We start from the raw sequence: 16267 nt of genomic DNA, 5'->3' as shown, positions 1-16267 counted from the left end.
CGCCGGGGTCGGGGGCCAAGAATTTCAAGGAAAATTCTTGTCAAATTCCTTGCTTAAGGAATTTGGCTCCGGTCAGGCGGCGGCGGCCAGACGGCAGGGCAGGAAGTCCTCGACCATCGCGGTATCGCCGTCGAAGGTGCAGAAACTGTAGGGTGGGACCTCCTCCCATCCGCACTCCTCGGCTTCCAGCGGCTCGGACACTACCGCCCGGCCCTGGCGCGTGTCGGACCAGCGGTGATAGAGCGAGGGCGCGGCCGCATCCGTTGCGTAGCGCACCGCGTAAAGCCGCTGGCCATCCGACAGGGCCGCCGTCATCCGCAGATGCGGCCCCTGCCCCTTGGCCCGCGCCAGCCGGATGAACCGCGCCGCCGCCCGTTCCAGCGCGCCGCGCGGGTCGGCGTCCAGACCCTCGGCCAGCGCCACCAGGAACAGCGCCTCGCTGTCGGTCGCGCCCTTGCGGTGGGGATAAAGCGTCTCGGGGATCATCATGTCCGCATCGCGGCGGAAGGCGTCATAGCCGCCGACCTGGCCGTTGTGCATGAAGCTCCACCTGCCATGGGTGAAGGGATGGCAGTTGTTGCGGCTGGTCGCGGTGCCGGTCGAGGCGCGGACATGCGCCAGGAACAGGTGCGACTGGACCTGTGCGGTCAGGCTTTTCAGGTTCGGGTCCGACCAGGCCGGCAATACGTCGCGGAACAGCCCCGGCTCCGGCTTGGCGCCATACCAGGCGATGCCGAAACCGTCGGCATTGATCGCCGTGTGGCATTGCGTGGCGCAATGGCTTTGATGGATCAGGGAATGACCGGGGCGGCTCACGATCTCCTCCAGGAAGATCGGCGCCCCGGTATAGGCGGCCCAGCGGCACATCAGCGTGCCCCCGTGGGAAAAAGGATCATCAGCCCGGCCCTTCGTTTCCTGTCACGATAGCAGAAAGCCAAGGGACCGGGGAAGATATTCCCGATATTTTGGCGAAAACCGGAAGGAAAACCCTACTCGATCTCCTCCACCACCATCAGGTCGCGCAGGCTCGCGCCCTTGGCATGGGCAAGCGCGGCCTGATAGGCGGGCGAGTTATAGCATTCCACCGCCTTTTCCAGGCTGGGGAAGCGGGCGACCACGTTGCGGGCGCGGTCGTTGCCCTCAAGCTGCACATAGCGGCCGCCGCGGGCGAGGAAGACCCCGCCATGCGCGGCGATCGCGGGTCCGGCCTCTTTCGCATAGCGGCCATAGGCCTCGGCGTCGGTGACATGGACATGGGCAATCCAGAGCGCGGTCGGCATCCTATCCTCCAATCGCGGCTTCCGCCGCCTTGATCGCAGCCTCGGCCTGGGCGATGTCGGCGCCCCCGGCCTGGGCCATGTCGGGCCGCCCGCCGCCACCCTTGCCGCCCAGGGCCTCGGCCGCGGCCTTGACCAGCGTCACGGCAGAGAGCTTGCCGGTCAGGTCGGCGGTCACCCCCGCCGCGACGGCCGGTTTCGCGCCGGTGTCGGCAATGAGCAGCACCGCCCCCGAGCCGAGCCGGGCCTTCATCTCGTCGATCAGCGCCGGAAGATCCTTGCCCGAGACGCCCGAAAGCACTTGAGCAACGAACTTCACCCCGTTGATTTCCTTTGCTTCCGGGCCAGTGGCCTTGCCGCCCATCGCCACCTCGCGGCGCAGTTGCGCGACCTCGTTCGCCAGCGCCTTGCGCTCATCGAACAGCGCGCGGATCCGGTCGGCAAGCTCGGCCGCCGGGGCCTTGATGATCGCGGCGATGTCGTTCAGCCGGGCGTCCTGCTGGCGCAGATGGTCCAGCGCGGCCTGCCCGGTCAGCGCCTCGATCCGCCGCACCCCCGCGCTGGACGCGCTTTCCGACAGCAGCACCATCGCGCCGATGTCGCCGGTGCGGGCGACATGGGTGCCACCGCACAGCTCCAGCGAATAGGTCTTGCCGTCCGAACCCTTGCCCGAACCGTCGAGCGTGCCCATCGAGACGACGCGCACCTCGTCGCCGTATTTCTCGCCGAACAGGGCCTGGGCGCCGATGGCGCGGGCGTCGTCCGGGGTCATGATCCGGGTCTCGACCGGCGAGTTCTGGCGGATGAAGGCGTTGACCTCGGCTTCGATGGTTTGCAGGTCCGGGGCCGCGATGGCGGCCGAATGGCTGAAGTCGAAGCGCAGCCGGTCGGCGGCGTTGAGGCTGCCCCGCTGGGCGACATGATCGCCAAGGGTGCGGCGCAGCGCCTCGTGCAGCAGGTGCGTCGCCGAATGGTTGGCGCGGATCGCCGAACGGCGGCCGTGCGCGACCTCCAGCTTCGCGGGTTGTCCTTTGATCACAGTGCCTTGCGTGACTTTCGCGATGTGGATGAAGACCCCGGCGGCCTTCTTCACGTCGGTCACTTCGGCGCTGCCGGTATCGGTGCGGATGATCCCGGCATCGCCGACCTGGCCGCCGCTTTCGGCATAGAACGGCGTCTGGTTAACGACGATCTGCACGGTTTCACCCGTCGCGGCCTGCCCGATGGCGGCCCCGTCGCGGACCAGCGCGGTGATCACGCCCTCGGCCGTCTCGGTGTCGTAGCCGAGGAATTCGGTCACGCCATGCTCTTCGGCCAGATCGAACCAGATCTTCGCATCACCCGCCGCCCCGGTGCCTGACCATGCGGCGCGGGCCTTGGCCTTCTGCTCGGCCATGGCGGCGTCGAAGCCCTGCACGTCGACCTCGCGCCCCTTCTCGCGCAGCGCGTCCTGCGTCAGGTCCAGCGGGAAGCCGTAGGTATCGTACAGCTTGAAGGCGGCCGCACCGGGCAGGGCAGCGCCTTCGGACAGGCCGGACAGCTCGTCATCCAGAAGCCGCAGGCCGCGGTCGAGGGTCTGCTTGAACTTGGTTTCCTCAAGCTTCAGCGTTTCCTCGATCAACGCCTGCGCCCGCGACAGTTCGGGATAGGCCCCGCCCATCTGCCGCACCAGCGCCGGGACCAGCCGGTGCATCACCGGGTCCTGCGCGCCAAGCATATGGGCGTGCCGCATCGCGCGGCGCATGATCCGGCGCAGGACATAGCCGCGCCCCTCGTTCGAGGGCATCACCCCGTCGGCGATCAGGAAGGAGGTCGAGCGCAGGTGATCGGCGATCACACGGTGGTGGATTTTTCCCGGTCCGTCAGGGTCTTGCGAGGTGACGTTCGCGCTGGCCTCGATCAGGCTGCGCATCAGGTCGGTGTCGTAGTTGTCGTGCTTGCCTTGCAGAAGCGCGCCGATCCGCTCCAGCCCCATGCCGGTGTCGATCGACTGCATCTCCAGCGGAACCAGCCGCCCGTCGGCGAACTGTTCGTTCTGCATGAAAACGTTGTTCCAGATCTCGATGAAACGGTCGCCATCCTCTTCCGCGCTGCCGGGCGGGCCGCCCCAGATCGACGGCCCGTGGTCGTAGAAGATCTCGGTGCAGGGGCCGCAGGGGCCGGTCGGGCCCATGCGCCAGAAGTTGTCATCGCTGGCGATGCGGATGATGCGGTCGTCGGTCAGGCCCGAGACCTTCTTCCAGATCGTCGCCGCCTCGTCGTCGGTGTGGTAGACGGTGACCAGAAGCTTGTCCTTGGCCAGTCCGAAGTCGCGGGTCAGCAGCTCCCAGGCGAAGGCGATCGCCTGCTCCTTGAAATAGTCGCCGAAGCTGAAGTTCCCCAGCATCTCGAAGAAGGTATGGTGGCGCGCGGTATAGCCGACATTGTCCAGGTCGTTGTGCTTGCCGCCCGCCCGCACGCATTTCTGCGCCGTGGTCGCGCGCTTGTAGTCCCGCGTCTCGACCCCGGTGAACAGGTTCTTGAACTGCACCATGCCGGAGTTGGTGAACATCAGCGTCGGGTCGTTCCGCGGCACGAGGGGCGAGCTGTCGACGACGCGGTGGTCGTTGCGGCGGAAGAAGTCCAGGAAGGTGGAACGGATGTCGTTCAGCGATGCCATGTGCGGGCGGTCCTTGCCGAGAGCGGGAATTCGGCCCCCCATGTAGCCCCCCGCAAGGGGGCTGTCCACAGGCGCGCCCGCAGCGCAGGAAAAAAGCCGGAGGCGGTTGCCCCCGGCCCTTTTCGGCCACCGCCTCGTGCCGGGTTCAATCGTCCAGGACTTCGCCCTCTTCGCCGGCCATGGTGAAATCAAGGCCGTTCGCCGCGCGGATCTTGTCCTCGATCTCCATCGCGACAGAGGGGTTCTGCTTCAGGAAGGACTTGGCATTCTCGCGGCCCTGGCCGATGCGTTCGTCCTTGAAGGAATACCAGGCCCCCGACTTCTCGACCACGCCGGCCTTGACGCCGATGTCGATCAGCTCGCCGGTCTTGGAGATGCCCTCGCCATACATGATGTCGAATTCCACCTGCTTGAACGGCGGCGCGACCTTGTTCTTCACCACCTTGACGCGGGTGGAGTTGCCCACGACCTCATCCCGGTCCTTGATCGCGCCGATGCGGCGGATGTCGAGGCGGACCGAGGCGTAGAACTTCAGCGCATTGCCGCCGGTGGTGGTTTCGGGGCTGCCGAACATCACGCCGATCTTCATCCGGATCTGGTTGATGAAGATCACCATGCAGTTCGACCGCCCGATGCTGGCGGTCAGCTTGCGCATGGCCTGGCTCATCAGCCGGGCCTGGCTGCCCATCTGCATGTCGCCCATGTCGCCCTCGATCTCGGCCTTGGGCACCAGGGCGGCGACCGAGTCCACGACGACCAGGCTGACCGCGCCCGAGCGCACCAGCGTATCGACGATCTCCAGCGCCTGCTCGCCGGTGTCGGGCTGGCTGATCAGCAGCTCGTCCAGATTGACGCCCAGTTTCTTGGCATATTGCGGGTCGAGCGCGTGTTCCGCGTCGACGAAGGCGCAGACGCCGCCCTTCTTCTGCTCCTCGGCCACGACATGCAGCGTCAGCGTGGTCTTGCCCGACGATTCCGGCCCGTAGATCTCGATGATGCGGCCCTTGGGCAGGCCGCCGATCCCCAGCGCGATGTCGAGACCGAGCGAGCCGGTGGAGGTGGCCTCGATCTCCATCGCCGGGCTGTCGGCGCCAAGCTTCATGATCGAGCCCTTGCCGAACTGCCGCTCGATCTGCGCCAGGGCGCTTTCCAGAGCCTTCGCCTTGTCCATATCCCGCTTGCTCCCGAGGTCGAGAAGATTTGCCGCCGCCATGTCCGTCTCCTTATTCCACAGCCGCCGGGACGCGGCAATCCTGCCCGATGTTCGCCAAGTGTTCGCGTCGTTATGAGCACAAAGACGGAACATTTCAACCGATTTCTCTGCAAGACCAGCTTTTGCCCGCTTTGGTTAAGGGATAGTTTACGCCGCCGCCCGAAAGCGGGCGGGATGCGGGATTCTTTGCCGGAGGTGCTGATTTGCTGGTGTTCTGGGAGCAGAGGCTTGCCTTTCTGGCCACGCCAAAGACCGGGTCGACGGCGATAGCCGCCGCGCTCGAATCGCTGGCTTCGGTGTCGATCCAGCGCCCGCCGCTTCTGAAGCACACCACGGTGCATCGCTACCGCCGCTTCATCGGACCATATCTGGAGGCCGCGTCGAAGGACAGCTTCACCCTGGTCGCCCTGATGCGCGAGCCGCGCGACTGGCTCGGCTCCTGGTACCGCTTCCGCCAGCGCGAGGAGACGCCGGCCGAGAAATCCACCGCCGGGATGAGCTTCGACGAGTTCGTGCAGGCCTGGTGCCGGGACCCGCGGCCGGAGGTGGCGGATGTGGGCAGCCAGGCCCGCTTCCTGCGGCCCAGGCAGGGGGTCGGGGTGGACCGGCTCTTCCGCTATGAGGAGATCGACGCCTTCGTGCATTTCCTCGAGGACCGGCTGGGCTGCGAGATCATCCTGCCCCGGCTGAACGTCTCTCCCCCCGGCGCGACCGAGCTTTCGCCCGCGACCGAGGCGATGCTGCACGAGGTCGCGGCCGAGGATTTCCAGCTATATGGCTCGCTTTCCGGTTAGGCGCGCGGGTGCCGGTCGGTGTATCGGGGCATGACAGACGGCGGGAAAACGGGTATCCCTTGGGCAAGGGGCCGTGAGACCCCATGAGGCAGAAAGGGCGGACAGATGGACCTTCAGGACGGATTTTCCCGGCGCGGGCTTCTGATGGGGATGGGGGCGCTGGCGCTCTCGGCCTGCAACAACGGGGTGGGATCGAACGGGGCGGCGCAGATCGACGCCCGGGTCGAGGCGACGCAGAACTTCCTCTTCAGCCGCTACCCCGGCACACAGGATCTGGCGAGCCGGGCCAATGGCGTGCTCTACATGCCGCTGATGACCGAGGCGGGTTTCGGGATCGGCGGGGCCTTCGGGCGGGGCGCGTTGCGGATCCGGGGGGTGACGGTCGATTATTATTCGGCCGCGAAGGGGACGATCGGCTTCCAGATCGGGGCGCAGCAATATGCCCACGCCCTGTTCTTCATGACCCCCGAGGCGCTGGAGCAGTTCCGGCGCGGGCCAGGCTGGGCGGCGGGGGCGGAGGTGCGCTATGCGACGCCGGAACAGGGGGCCTCGATCGGGAAGGAGACGACCGAGCTTGACCCGGTGATCGCGCTGATCTTCGGCCAGCAGGGGCTGATCGCGGGCGCGACGCTGGGCGGGGTCAAGTATACGCGGATCATTCCCTGAAGCTGTCCACCGTGGACAGGTTTGACGGGGAAAGGATTTCAATGGCTTGCGCGCGGACGTTCAGAAAGCGTTAAGGTATTCCCCGGCACGGGGCGGGCAGTATCGCCCCCTTGCATCTGCACGGCTGGCGGCGGACGGCGCGCGGTAGCGCCGTCTACTTCAGCCGGCGGATCAGGCTGGAGGTGTCGTTCCGGCCGCCGCCCATCAGCTGCACGTCCTTGTAGAACTGGTCCACCAGCGCCGTGACCGGCAGGCGGGCGCCGATCTCCTCGGCGGTGTCGAGGCAGATGCCGAGATCCTTGCGCATCCAGTCCACCGCGAAGCCGAAATCGAATTCGTCCGCCAGCATGGTCTTGTGCCGGTTGACCATCTGCCAGCTGCCCGCCGCGCCCTGGCTGATCACCTCGACCACCTTCTCGCCGTCGAGCCCGGCCTTCTGGCCGAAGGCGAGCGCCTCGCTCAACCCCTGCATCAGGCCCGCGATGCAGATCTGGTTCACCATCTTGGCCAGCTGGCCCGCCCCGGACGGCCCGATCAGCCGGCAGATCCGGGCGTAGGAGGCCATCACCGGCTCGGCCCGGGCGAAATCCGCCGGATCGCCGCCGCACATGATCGAGAGCTGTCCGTTCTCGGCCCCCGCCTGCCCGCCCGAGACCGGCGCGTCGACGAAGGCAAGGCCGGTGGTGGCCGCCTGCGCCGCAAGCTTGCGCGTCACCTTCGCCGAAACCGTGGTGTGGTCGACGAAGATCGCCCCCGGCGTCATGCCGGCGAAGGCCCCGTCGGGGCCGGTGCAGACCGCGCGCAGGTCGTCGTCGTTGCCGACGCAGGCGAAGACGAACTCGGCCCCCTTCGCCGCCTCGCGCGGGGTGGGCAGGTTGCGGCCCTTGTGGCGGGCGATCCAGGCCTCGGCCCGGCCGGGGCTGCGGTTGTAGACCGCCACGTCATGCCCCTTGGCCGCCAGATGCCCGGCCATCGGGGAACCCATCACGCCAAGTCCCAGAAACGCAACTTTCGCCATGCCGATTCCCCGCTCATTGCCCTTGACTGGGTGATGGACTAGGAACCGATCCCATCCCTGCCGTCAAGAACAGGACAAAGATGCTGACCGCGTTTCGCTGGCTGATCCGGATCGTCTCGGGGCTGATCGTCCTGGGGGTGGTCTTCGTGCTGCTGGCCTACTGGATCCTGTCGCGGTCACTGGTGGATTATGACGAGGATTTCACCCTGGCCGGGATCAGCGCCCCGGTCGAGATCGTGCGCAACAACGACAACGTGCCGCATATCCTGGGCAAGAGCGACGAGGACGTGTTCTTCGCCCTGGGTTTCGCCCATGCGCAGGACCGGCTGTGGCAGATGACCATGCTGCGGCGGACGGCGCAGGGCCGGCTGTCGGAACTGTTCGGCCAGCCCACGGTCAAGGTCGACGAGCTGATGCGGCGGCTGGACCTTTACGGTCTGGCGCTGCAGGACGTGGCGGCGCAGGACCCCGACACGCTGGCGGCGCTGGAGGCCTATTCGGCCGGGGTCAATGCCTGGATCGGCGAGATCAACAAGGGCGCGCGCGGGCGCGGTGCGCCGGAGTTCTTCCTGTTCGAGCCGGAGATTTCGGCCTGGGCTCCGGCGGATTCGATCGCGATCCTGAAGCTGATGGCGCTGCAGCTGACCAGCTCGGCCCAGACCGAGATCCTGCGGGCACGGGTCTCGCTTCTGCTTGCGCCCGAGCGGCTGGCGGACCTGCTGCCCGACGATCCGGGACAGGGCGTCGCCGCCCTGCCCGACTACGCAAGCCTGGTGCCGGGGGTGGCGGCGGATGCCGCGCCGGTGGATTTCGCGCTGGGGCCGTTCTCGCCGGTGGCCGATCCCGGAATGGCGGGCGCGTCCAATGCCTGGGCGGCGATGCCCGGACGCTCGGCCGCGGGAGGGAGCCTCCTGGCCAATGATCCGCACCTGAACCTGACCGCACCGACGATCTGGTATCTGGCGCGGCTGGAGCTGGCCTCGGGCGGGGTGATCGGCGGGACCATTCCGGGCGTGCCGGCGGTGCTGGTCGGGCGGTCCGAGCGGCTGGGCTGGGGGCTGACCACGGCCTATGTCGACGACCAGGACGTGCTGATCGAGGAGGTGAACCCGGAGGATGGCGAGGAATACCGCAGCCCGGACGGCTGGGCCCGGTTCCGCAGCCGCCAGTCGATCATCACGGTCAAGGATGCCGAGCCGGTGACGCTGACCCTGCGCTGGTCGCGCAACGGGCCGATCCTGCCGGGAACGCATTACGACCTGGCCGCGATCACGCCGCCCGGCCATGTGGCGGCGCTGGCCTGGACCGCACTGGCGCCGGGCGACACCTCGATGACGGCGGCGCTGCGGATGATGCGGGCAGGCACCGTGGCCGAGGCGCAGGAGGCGGGCAAGCTGGCGGTGGCCCCGGCGCAGAACCTGATGCTGGCCGACAAGGACGGGATTGCGCTGCAGGTGGTGGGGGCCCTGCCGGCGCGGGACCCGGGCAATCCCGGCCAGGGGCGGCTGCCGGTGCTGGGGGCCGATCCGCGCGCGGGCTTCAAGGGGGTCTTGCCCTATGAGGACAATCCGCGCTTCGTCAACCCGGCCTCGGGCCTTCTGGGCAATACCAACAACAAGACGGTGGACCGGCCGTTTCCGCAGCATGTCAGCTTCGACTGGGGCGACACGCAGCGGATCCAGCGCTGGCTGACGCTGATGAAGGCGCGCGAGGTGCATACGCGGGAAAGCTTCATCGAGGCGCAGCTCGACACGGTGAACCCGACGGCGCGCGCGCTGCTGCCGCTGATCGGGGCGGATCTGTGGTTCACCGGCGAGGCGGCGCCGGAAGGCACGCCCGAGCGGCTGCGGCAACGCGCGCTGGTGCTGCTGGCGGAATGGAATGGCGAGATGAACGAGCATCTGCCCGAGCCGCTGATCGCCGAGGCCTGGCTCAGGGCGCTGATGAACCGCCTCATCCGCGACGAGATCGGCGCGATGGCCGACAGCTTCACCCATGTCTCGCCGGTCTTCATCGAGCGAGTGTATCGCAACGTGGGCGGCGCGGGCGTCTGGTGCGACGTGATCCAGTCGGCGGCGGTGGAAAGCTGCACCGACATCGCGCGGATCGCGCTGGACGAGGCGCTGCTGGAGCTGACCGAGAGATATGGCGACAATCTGGAAAGCTGGCGCTGGGGCGATGCACACCAGGCCACGCATGACCATCCGGTGCTGGGCGACGTGCCGTTCCTGAAGTATTTCGTCAACATCCGCCAGTCGACCAGCGGCGGTGACGACACGCTGATGCGGGGCGTCACGCGCGGCACCGGGCCGGAGCCCTATCAGAACGTCCATTCCGCCGGCTATCGCGGGGTCTATGACTTTGCCGACCCGGATTCCTCGGTCTTCATCACGGCGACGGGGCAATCGGGGCATCCGCTCTCGCGGCATTACGACGACCTGGGCGAGCTTTGGCGGCGGGGGGAGTATATCCCGATGTCGCTGGACCCCGAACTGGCGCATGCCGCGGCGGCGGGGGTGATGGTGCTGACGCCGGAAGGGCAGTGACCCGGCCGTCGCGCGCGGAGGACGGAGCGTCCGGGGCGAGGGTCAGAGGTGGCGCCAGCGGTTCTGCTGGCGGGCGGTCCAGCGGACGGTGAGGCGCCAGGCGTCCTCGGTCTCGGTCTCGGACTGGACGATGTTCTGGTCGTGCAGCCAGGCGCGTTTGCGGCCATCGGCAAAGGGGATGGTGAGGCTCGCCTCGCTGCGGTCGGCGTCGAGGGTGGCGGAGATCAGGGCCAGGAGTTTCTCGACCCCCTCGCCGGTCAGGGCCGAGACGGGCAGGACGCGCGGGCGCTGCGCGGCCTGGGCGGCCAGCGCCTCGCGCCGGGAGGCATCGACGAGGTCGAGCTTGTTCCAGACCTCGATCTGCGGCGTATCCTCGTCCAGGCCGAGCGAGGCCAGGATGTCGGCGACGTCGGCGGCCTGTTCCACCGTCTCGGGGTGGGAGATGTCGCGGACATGCAGGATGAGATCGGCCGACAGGACCTCTTCCAGCGTGGCGCGGAAGGCGGCGACGAGCTGGGTGGGCAGGTCCGAGATGAAGCCCACCGTGTCCGACAGGATGATCCTGGCGCCCGAAGGCAGCACCACTCCGCGCATGGTGGGGTCGAGCGTGGCGAAGAGCATGTCCTTGGCCAGGACCTCGGCGCCGGTGATGCGGTTGAAGAGAGTGGACTTGCCGGCGTTGGTGTAGCCCACCAGCGCCACGATGGGGAACGGCACCTTGGCGCGGGCGGCGCGGTGCAGCTCGCGGGTCTTGACCACCTGGTCGAGCTGGCGGCGCAGCTTGACCACCTGGTCGTCGATGGCGCGGCGGTCGTTTTCCATCTGGGTCTCGCCGGGGCCGCCGACGAAACCGAAGCCGCCGCGCTGGCGTTCGAGGTGGGTCCAGGCGCGGACGAGGCGGCTGCGCTGGTAGCTGAGGGCGGCGAGTTCGACCTGCAGCACGCCCTCGCGCGTGCGGGCGCGGTCGGCGAAGATCTCCAGGATGAGGGAGGTGCGGTCGAGCAGCTTGACCCCCCATTCCTTTTCCAGATTGCGCTGCTGCACCGGCGAGACCGGACCATCGACGATCACGAGGTCGATGCGGTCGGCCTTGAAGCGGTCCTTCAGCTCCTGAACCTTGCCCGAGCCGAGAAGCGTGCCGGGATGGGTGCGCGACAGGCGCACCACCTCGGAGCCCTGGACGTCCAGCTCCGGCAGGGCGGCGGCAAGCGAGACGGCCTCGGCCAGCCCATGTTCGGGCAGGCGGCGGGTGCTGGCGGATTTCAGCGCCGGGTGCAGGACCCAGACGCGGGTGGCCCGCGCGGCGGTGTCGCGCAGGCGGTTCCCCTCACGGCTGGAGAGAAGGTCCTCGTCCTCGGTCGGGTCGCGCGAGATCAGTCTTCCCCTTCGTAGAGGCTGATCGGGGCGCCCGGCATGATCGTCGAGATCGCATGCTTGTAGACCAGCTGCGACTGACCGTCGCGGCGCAGCAGCACGCAGAAATTGTCGAACCAGGTGATGACGCCCTGAAGTTTCACACCATTGATCAGAAAGATCGTTACCGGAACCTTGGCCTTCCGCACATGGTTGAGGAAGGCGTCCTGCAGGTTTTGCTTGTCGGCGGCCATTGTTTTTGCCTTGTTGTTCTAGCGCTTCACTGTCGCGTCTTGGTTGTTCTTCGTTCTGGCAGTCGGGTGCCTGCGAACCGGCACTTTTTCAAGTATGAATCGGCTTCACCGGAGTTTCCAGCGCAAAAGCGACTCAGCCGCGGCGGCCGCCGGGAAGGATCAAAGCCAGAAGCGCCAGCATCTCGAGCCGGCCCACGACCATCGCAAGGCCGAGCACCGCCTTCACCGGGTCGGAGAGCGCGCCGAAGGCGATGGGCTGGGCGGTGCCAAGCTCGGCCAGGGGGCCGGTGGTGGTAAGCGCGGCAATGGCGAGGACGAGGGCGGATTCGAAGCGCACGCCAAGGACGGTCAGCACCGCGACGGCCAGCGCGATCGAGATGCCGAAGAGCATGAAGAATACCCAGGCGATCTGCGCCCCCTCATGCGCGAGACGGCGGCGTTCGGCCCCGCCGCGGCCGATGGAGGAGGGATGGATCACACGCTCCAGCTCGCGCTCGCCATGGCGCAGGAGGGCGTAGACGCGCAGGAGCTTGACGCCTCCGGCCGCGGTCGCGGTGCCGCCGCCGAAGATCGCCAGCCCCATCAGCACCGCGGCCGAGGTGCCGATGCCGGACCAGGCCTCGCCCGCGATCCAGTGGCCGGAGACATAGCCGGTCGTGGTCAGGAAGGAGGTGGCGGTGAAGAAGACGCCCCAGAGCGCGGCAAGCGCGGTGCGGAGGCTGGCCTCGATATTGGCGGCCTCGGCGACGAAGTAGTGGCGCAGGAACAGGATCGCGGTGAGCGAGGCCAGGATCAGCGCGGCGAGGTGCAGTTCCGGGTCGGCGAGGAGCGGCGCGCGGTTGCGGGCAGGTTGCAGGCCGGGAAAGGCGCGGCGGGTGATGGCGAAGAGGAAGAAGAAGCAGATCAGCATCTCGCCGGGGATGGCGGCGCGGCCGCCTTCCAGCCGGGTCCCGCCGGAGATGCCGGAGGTCGAGAGCGTGCCCATGGCGTGGATCAGCGCCGAGAGACCGTCCTCGCCCAGCGTGAGCAGGCCGAGCCAGAGCAGGAAGGTGAGCCCGGCATAGACCGGCAGGATGCGCAGCGCCATGCGGACGAGGCGGTCGGTCGGATCCTCGGCCCGGCCGATCTGGGCGGCGCCGAGGATGCCGCGACCGGGCACGCGGCCGGTCGCGACCTCGGCCCCGCCAAGGTTCAGGGGGGCGAGGATCGCCGTGGCGGCGATCAGGGTGACGAGGCCGCCGAACCAGCCCACCAGCGCGCGCCAGAGGTGGATCGAGGGGGCCAGACGCTCGGCCGCATAGGCGGTGGCGCCGGTCATGGTGAAGGAGGAGATCATCTCGAACCAGGCATTGGCGGCGCGGGTGTCGGGGATGGTCTCGAGCAGCGGCAGCGCCATGGCGCAGGGCAGAAGCGCATAGGCCCCGGCCAGCGCGGCCAGATGGCGGCGCGGGCTGGTGCTGCGGGGGCGGCCGGAGGTGGCGATGCCGAGAAGGACGGTGACGATCAGGAGGACAAGGGCGGAATAGAAGAAGCCGCGCGCGACATCCATGTCATCGACGGCAAGCGCATGGACGGCAGGCAGAAGCGCGAGGCCGCCGGTCAGGCCCAGCAGGAGGACCGGCAGCGGCAGGCGGGCGAGCCGGGCGCGCATCAGAAGAAGTCGATGGAGACCTGCAGCAGGCGCTCCACCTCGGGGACGTCCTTGGCCATGGCGAAAAGCGCGATCACATCGCCCGGATCGACGCGCAGGTCGCCGGTCGGCTTCAGCACCTTGTCGCCCTTCAGGACCGCGCCGACCAGCACGCCCTCGGGGAATTCGATGTCGCGCACCAGGCGGCCGGCAAGGGGCGAAGTCGAGAGGACCTGGGCCTCGATCATCTCGGCCTCGGCATCGCCGATGGAATAGACCGCGCGGACGCGGCCGTGGCGGATGTGACGCAGGATCGAGGAGACGGTGGTGGCGCGCGGGTTGATGTAGGCGTCGATGTCCAGGGGCGCCATCAGGGGCGCAAGCGTGGGGTCGTTCACCAGCGCGATGGTCATCGGGCAGCCGGCCTGCTTGGCGCGGACCGAGACGAGGAGGTTGGTCTTGTCGTCGTCGGTCACCGCGAGGATCGCGTCGGCCCGGTCCACCGCCGCCTCGAGCAGCAGGTCGATGTCCATGCCGTCGCCGTTCAGCACGATGGTCCGCTCCAGCGCGTCGGCGGCCTGTTCGGCGGTGGCGCGGTGCTTCTCGATGATCTTGGCGCGGATGCGGTCGGTGCGGGCCTCGAGCGCCCGGGCCACGGCAAGGCCGACATTGCCGCCGCCGACGATGACCACGCGTTCCTGTTTCTTGGTCTTCTTGCCGAAGATTTCCAGCGCGCGGTTCACGTCCTCGAACTGGGTGAAGACGTAGATCTGGTCGTCGGCGTAAAGCTGGTCGCCGGGATCGGGGGCGAAGAGACGGCCCTCGCGCCGGACACCGACGACGATGGCGCGCAGGGTGGAGAAGAGTTCGTTCAGCTGGCGCAGGGGGGTGTTCAGGACCGGGCAATCCTCGTCGAGCTGGATGCCGAGAAGCTGCGCGCGGCCGCCCATGAAGCTTTCGGTGTCGAAGGTCGCGGGGGCGGCAAGGCGTTGCAGCGCGGCCTCGGCCACCTCGCGCTCGGGCGAGATCACCACGTCGATCGCCAGCCGGTCCTGGTTCATCAGGTCGCCGTACAGCGCGTCCAGATAGTTCTGCGCCCGGATCCGGGCGATCTTGCGGGTGATCGAGAACACCGACTGGGCCACCTGGCAGGTGACCATGTTGACCTCGTCGGAATGGGTGGCGGCGATCAGCATGTCGGCATCGCGCGCGCCGGCCTTTTCCAGCACGTCGGGGTGGCTGGCGAAACCGACGATGCCCTGGACGTCCAGCGTCTCGGTCGCACGGCGGACGAGATCCGCGTTCACGTCGACCAGGGTGACGTCATTGCGCTCTCCTGCCAGATGGCGGGCGATCTGCCAGCCGACCTGCCCTGCCCCGCAGATGATGACCTTCATCCGTCGCTCCGCCCCTCGCCAATGCCCTGCATGTCAGATCGGCCCATGGGGGTCAACGCAGAGGCTCATTCCTCATGCTCGCCGAAGCCGCGCCCGCCGGTGCGGCTGGTGCCGACCACGCCCAGCGACTTGAGCTTGCGGTGCAGCGCCGAGCGTTCCATGCCGACGAAGCTGGCGGTGCGGCTGATGTTGCCGCCGAATCGGTTGATCTGGGTCAGCAGGTATTCGCGTTCGAAAAGCTCGCGCGCCTCGCGCAGCGGCAGGGTGGCGATGGACCCGCCCAGCGAGAGCGCGCTTTCCGACTGGGCCTTGGACTCGTTGCCGGGCAGTTCCTGCGGCTCGATCGGGCCGGAGCCCTCGCCCAGGATCAGGACCCGCTCGATCACGTTGCGAAGCTGGCGGATGTTGCCCGGCCAGGGCATGGTCTGCAGCACGGTCTCGGCCTCGGGCGACAGTTCGCGGGCGGGCAGGCCCTGGCTCTTGTGGAACCAGTCGATGAAATGGCGGGTGAGTTCCGGGATGTCGTCGCGCCGTTCGGCAAGGGCGGGGACGGCGATCGGGACGACGTTCAGCCGGTCGTAGAGTTCCTGCCGGAAGCGGCCAAGCCCGATCTCGGCGCGCAGGTCGCGGCAGGTCGAGGAGATGACGCGCAGGTCGACGCGGACCTTGTCGGTGCCGCCGGCGCGGGTGAACTGCTGTTCGGTGAGGACCCGCAGGATCTTGGACTGGGTGCCGAGGGGCATGTCCGCCACCTCGTCGAAATAGACGACGCCGCCGTGGGCCTGCTCCAGCAGGCCGGGCTCGACCCCGCGCTCGGGCGTCTCGCGGCCGAAGAGGACCTCTTCCATCCGCTCGGGCTCGATCGAGGCCGAGGAAACGGTGATGAAGGGCGCGGAGGCGCGGTTCGAGTGCATGTGGATATAGCGCGCGGCCATTTCCTTGCCGGTGCCCGGCTCGCCCGCCAGCATCACCCGGCCGTTCGACTTGGTCACCTTGTCCAGATTGGCCTTCAGCGTCTTGAAGGCGACCGAATTGCCCAGCATGTCCGACGAGGCCACGTCGCGGCGGCGCAGCTCCTGGTTCTCGCGGCGCAGGCGGCTGGTCTCCATCGCGCGGGCGACGACGACCATCAGCTGGTCGATGTTGAAGGGCTTCTCGATGAAGTCGTAGGCGCCCTGCTTGATGGCGGCGACGGCGATCTCGATGTTGCCATGGCCCGAGATGATCACGACCGGCACGTCCGGGTTGTCGCGCTTGACCGCCTTGAGGATGTCGATCCCGTCCATCCGGCTGTCCTTGAGCCAGATGTCCAGGATCATCAGCGAGGGCGGCTCCTCGTTGATGAGCGCCATGCAGTCGTCGGAATTGGCGGCGAGGCGGACCGGATAGCCCTCGTCCTGCAGGATGTCGCCCACGAGTTCGCGGATGTCCTGTTCGTCGTCAACGATCAGAATGCTCAT

At 67.9% G+C, this 16267-nt stretch carries 13 protein-coding genes; 3 read left to right on the top strand and 10 right to left on the bottom strand.

Features of this window, described 5'->3' with window-relative positions; genetic code table 11:
- Positions 1-72: 72 nt before the first annotated feature.
- From ACE3UA_RS12040 to recA, 4 genes are all read right to left on the bottom strand, one after another.
- On the bottom strand, positions 73-867 hold the full coding sequence (locus ACE3UA_RS12040; RefSeq protein ID WP_374645409.1) for a class II glutamine amidotransferase: 795 nt from the start codon (positions 865-867) through the stop codon (positions 73-75).
- 122 nt (positions 868-989) lie between these two features.
- A complete protein-coding gene (locus tag ACE3UA_RS12035) occupies positions 990-1280 on the bottom strand; it encodes a DUF1330 domain-containing protein (protein WP_125323858.1) in 291 nt (96 codons plus the stop codon).
- A gap of 1 nt (position 1281) precedes the next feature.
- Positions 1282-3936: an alanine--tRNA ligase gene (gene alaS, locus ACE3UA_RS12030; RefSeq protein WP_374645406.1), complete on the bottom strand. Its 2655-nt coding sequence runs from the start codon at positions 3934-3936 to the stop codon at positions 1282-1284.
- A gap of 145 nt (positions 3937-4081) precedes the next feature.
- On the bottom strand, positions 4082-5149 hold the full coding sequence (recA, locus tag ACE3UA_RS12025; protein ID WP_374645404.1) for a recombinase RecA: 1068 nt from the start codon (positions 5147-5149) through the stop codon (positions 4082-4084).
- A gap of 203 nt (positions 5150-5352) precedes the next feature.
- Between recA and ACE3UA_RS12020 the strand changes: the two genes are divergently transcribed.
- Together ACE3UA_RS12020 and ACE3UA_RS12015 are read left to right on the top strand one after the other, a co-directional pair.
- Positions 5353-5943: a hypothetical protein gene (locus tag ACE3UA_RS12020; RefSeq protein WP_374645402.1), complete on the top strand. Its 591-nt coding sequence runs from the start codon at positions 5353-5355 to the stop codon at positions 5941-5943.
- A 105-nt stretch (positions 5944-6048) separates the two neighbouring features.
- Positions 6049-6609, top strand: coding sequence for a YSC84-related protein (locus ACE3UA_RS12015; RefSeq protein WP_197641756.1), 561 nt, complete (start codon positions 6049-6051; stop codon positions 6607-6609).
- A gap of 154 nt (positions 6610-6763) precedes the next feature.
- Here ACE3UA_RS12015 and ACE3UA_RS12010 read toward each other — a convergent pair whose 3' ends face one another.
- The gene (locus tag ACE3UA_RS12010) at positions 6764-7627 is read right to left on the bottom strand and encodes an NAD(P)-dependent oxidoreductase (RefSeq protein WP_374645399.1); all 864 of its coding nucleotides are present in this window, start codon (positions 7625-7627) and stop codon (positions 6764-6766) included.
- An 80-nt stretch (positions 7628-7707) separates the two neighbouring features.
- On the opposite strand from ACE3UA_RS12010, the gene ACE3UA_RS12005 reads away from it, so the two are divergent.
- Entirely contained in the window at positions 7708-10173 is a 2466-nt protein-coding gene (locus ACE3UA_RS12005; protein ID WP_374645397.1) for a penicillin acylase family protein, read from the top strand.
- 42 nt (positions 10174-10215) lie between these two features.
- On the opposite strand, the gene hflX is transcribed toward ACE3UA_RS12005, so the two are convergent.
- The 5 genes from hflX to ACE3UA_RS11980 form a co-directional block, all read right to left on the bottom strand.
- Positions 10216-11490: a GTPase HflX gene (gene hflX, locus ACE3UA_RS12000; protein WP_374645465.1), complete on the bottom strand. Its 1275-nt coding sequence runs from the start codon at positions 11488-11490 to the stop codon at positions 10216-10218.
- A gap of 56 nt (positions 11491-11546) precedes the next feature.
- Positions 11547-11780 (bottom strand): RNA chaperone Hfq, encoded by a 234-nt coding sequence (gene hfq, locus ACE3UA_RS11995; protein WP_008028786.1) that lies wholly within the window; start codon positions 11778-11780, stop codon positions 11547-11549.
- 133 nt (positions 11781-11913) lie between these two features.
- Positions 11914-13431 carry a potassium transporter TrkG gene (locus tag ACE3UA_RS11990; RefSeq protein WP_374645394.1) on the bottom strand — a complete coding sequence of 506 codons (1518 nt, stop codon included), beginning with the start codon at positions 13429-13431 and terminating at the stop codon, positions 11914-11916.
- Positions 13431-14807: a Trk system potassium transporter TrkA gene (gene trkA / locus ACE3UA_RS11985; RefSeq protein WP_374645392.1), complete on the bottom strand. Its 1377-nt coding sequence runs from the start codon at positions 14805-14807 to the stop codon at positions 13431-13433. Before trkA ends, ACE3UA_RS11990 begins: the two co-directional genes overlap by 1 nt.
- Positions 14808-14872: 65 nt before the next feature.
- Complete coding sequence (locus ACE3UA_RS11980; protein ID WP_374645390.1) at positions 14873-16267, bottom strand: sigma-54-dependent transcriptional regulator; 1395 nt, start codon at positions 16265-16267, stop codon at positions 14873-14875.

This window comes from Tabrizicola sp. (assembly GCF_041919135.1).
GTDB lineage: Bacteria > Pseudomonadota > Alphaproteobacteria > Rhodobacterales > Rhodobacteraceae > Tabrizicola.
This window is presented reverse-complemented; position numbering and strand designations above follow the sequence as displayed.

Bases quoted from the DNA above. Each gene is read 5' to 3' on its own strand.
- trkA (WP_374645392.1), bottom strand. From the start codon at position 14,807: ATGAAGGTCATCATCTGCGGGGCAGGGCAGGTCGGCTGGCAGATCGCC.
- ACE3UA_RS11980 (WP_374645390.1), bottom strand. From the start codon at position 16,267: ATGAGCATTCTGATCGTTGACGACGAACAGGACATCCGCGAACTCGTG.
- ACE3UA_RS12005 (WP_374645397.1), top strand. From the start codon at position 7,708: ATGCTGACCGCGTTTCGCTGGCTGATCCGGATCGTCTCGGGGCTGATC.
- alaS (WP_374645406.1), bottom strand. From the start codon at position 3,936: ATGGCATCGCTGAACGACATCCGTTCCACCTTCCTGGACTTCTTCCGC.
- hfq (WP_008028786.1), bottom strand. From the start codon at position 11,780: ATGGCCGCCGACAAGCAAAACCTGCAGGACGCCTTCCTCAACCATGTG.
- recA (WP_374645404.1), bottom strand. From the start codon at position 5,149: ATGGCGGCGGCAAATCTTCTCGACCTCGGGAGCAAGCGGGATATGGAC.
- ACE3UA_RS12015 (WP_197641756.1), top strand. From the start codon at position 6,049: ATGGACCTTCAGGACGGATTTTCCCGGCGCGGGCTTCTGATGGGGATG.
- ACE3UA_RS12010 (WP_374645399.1), bottom strand. From the start codon at position 7,627: ATGGCGAAAGTTGCGTTTCTGGGACTTGGCGTGATGGGTTCCCCGATG.
- ACE3UA_RS12035 (WP_125323858.1), bottom strand. From the start codon at position 1,280: ATGCCGACCGCGCTCTGGATTGCCCATGTCCATGTCACCGACGCCGAG.
- ACE3UA_RS12040 (WP_374645409.1), bottom strand. From the start codon at position 867: ATGTGCCGCTGGGCCGCCTATACCGGGGCGCCGATCTTCCTGGAGGAG.
- ACE3UA_RS11990 (WP_374645394.1), bottom strand. From the start codon at position 13,431: ATGCGCGCCCGGCTCGCCCGCCTGCCGCTGCCGGTCCTCCTGCTGGGC.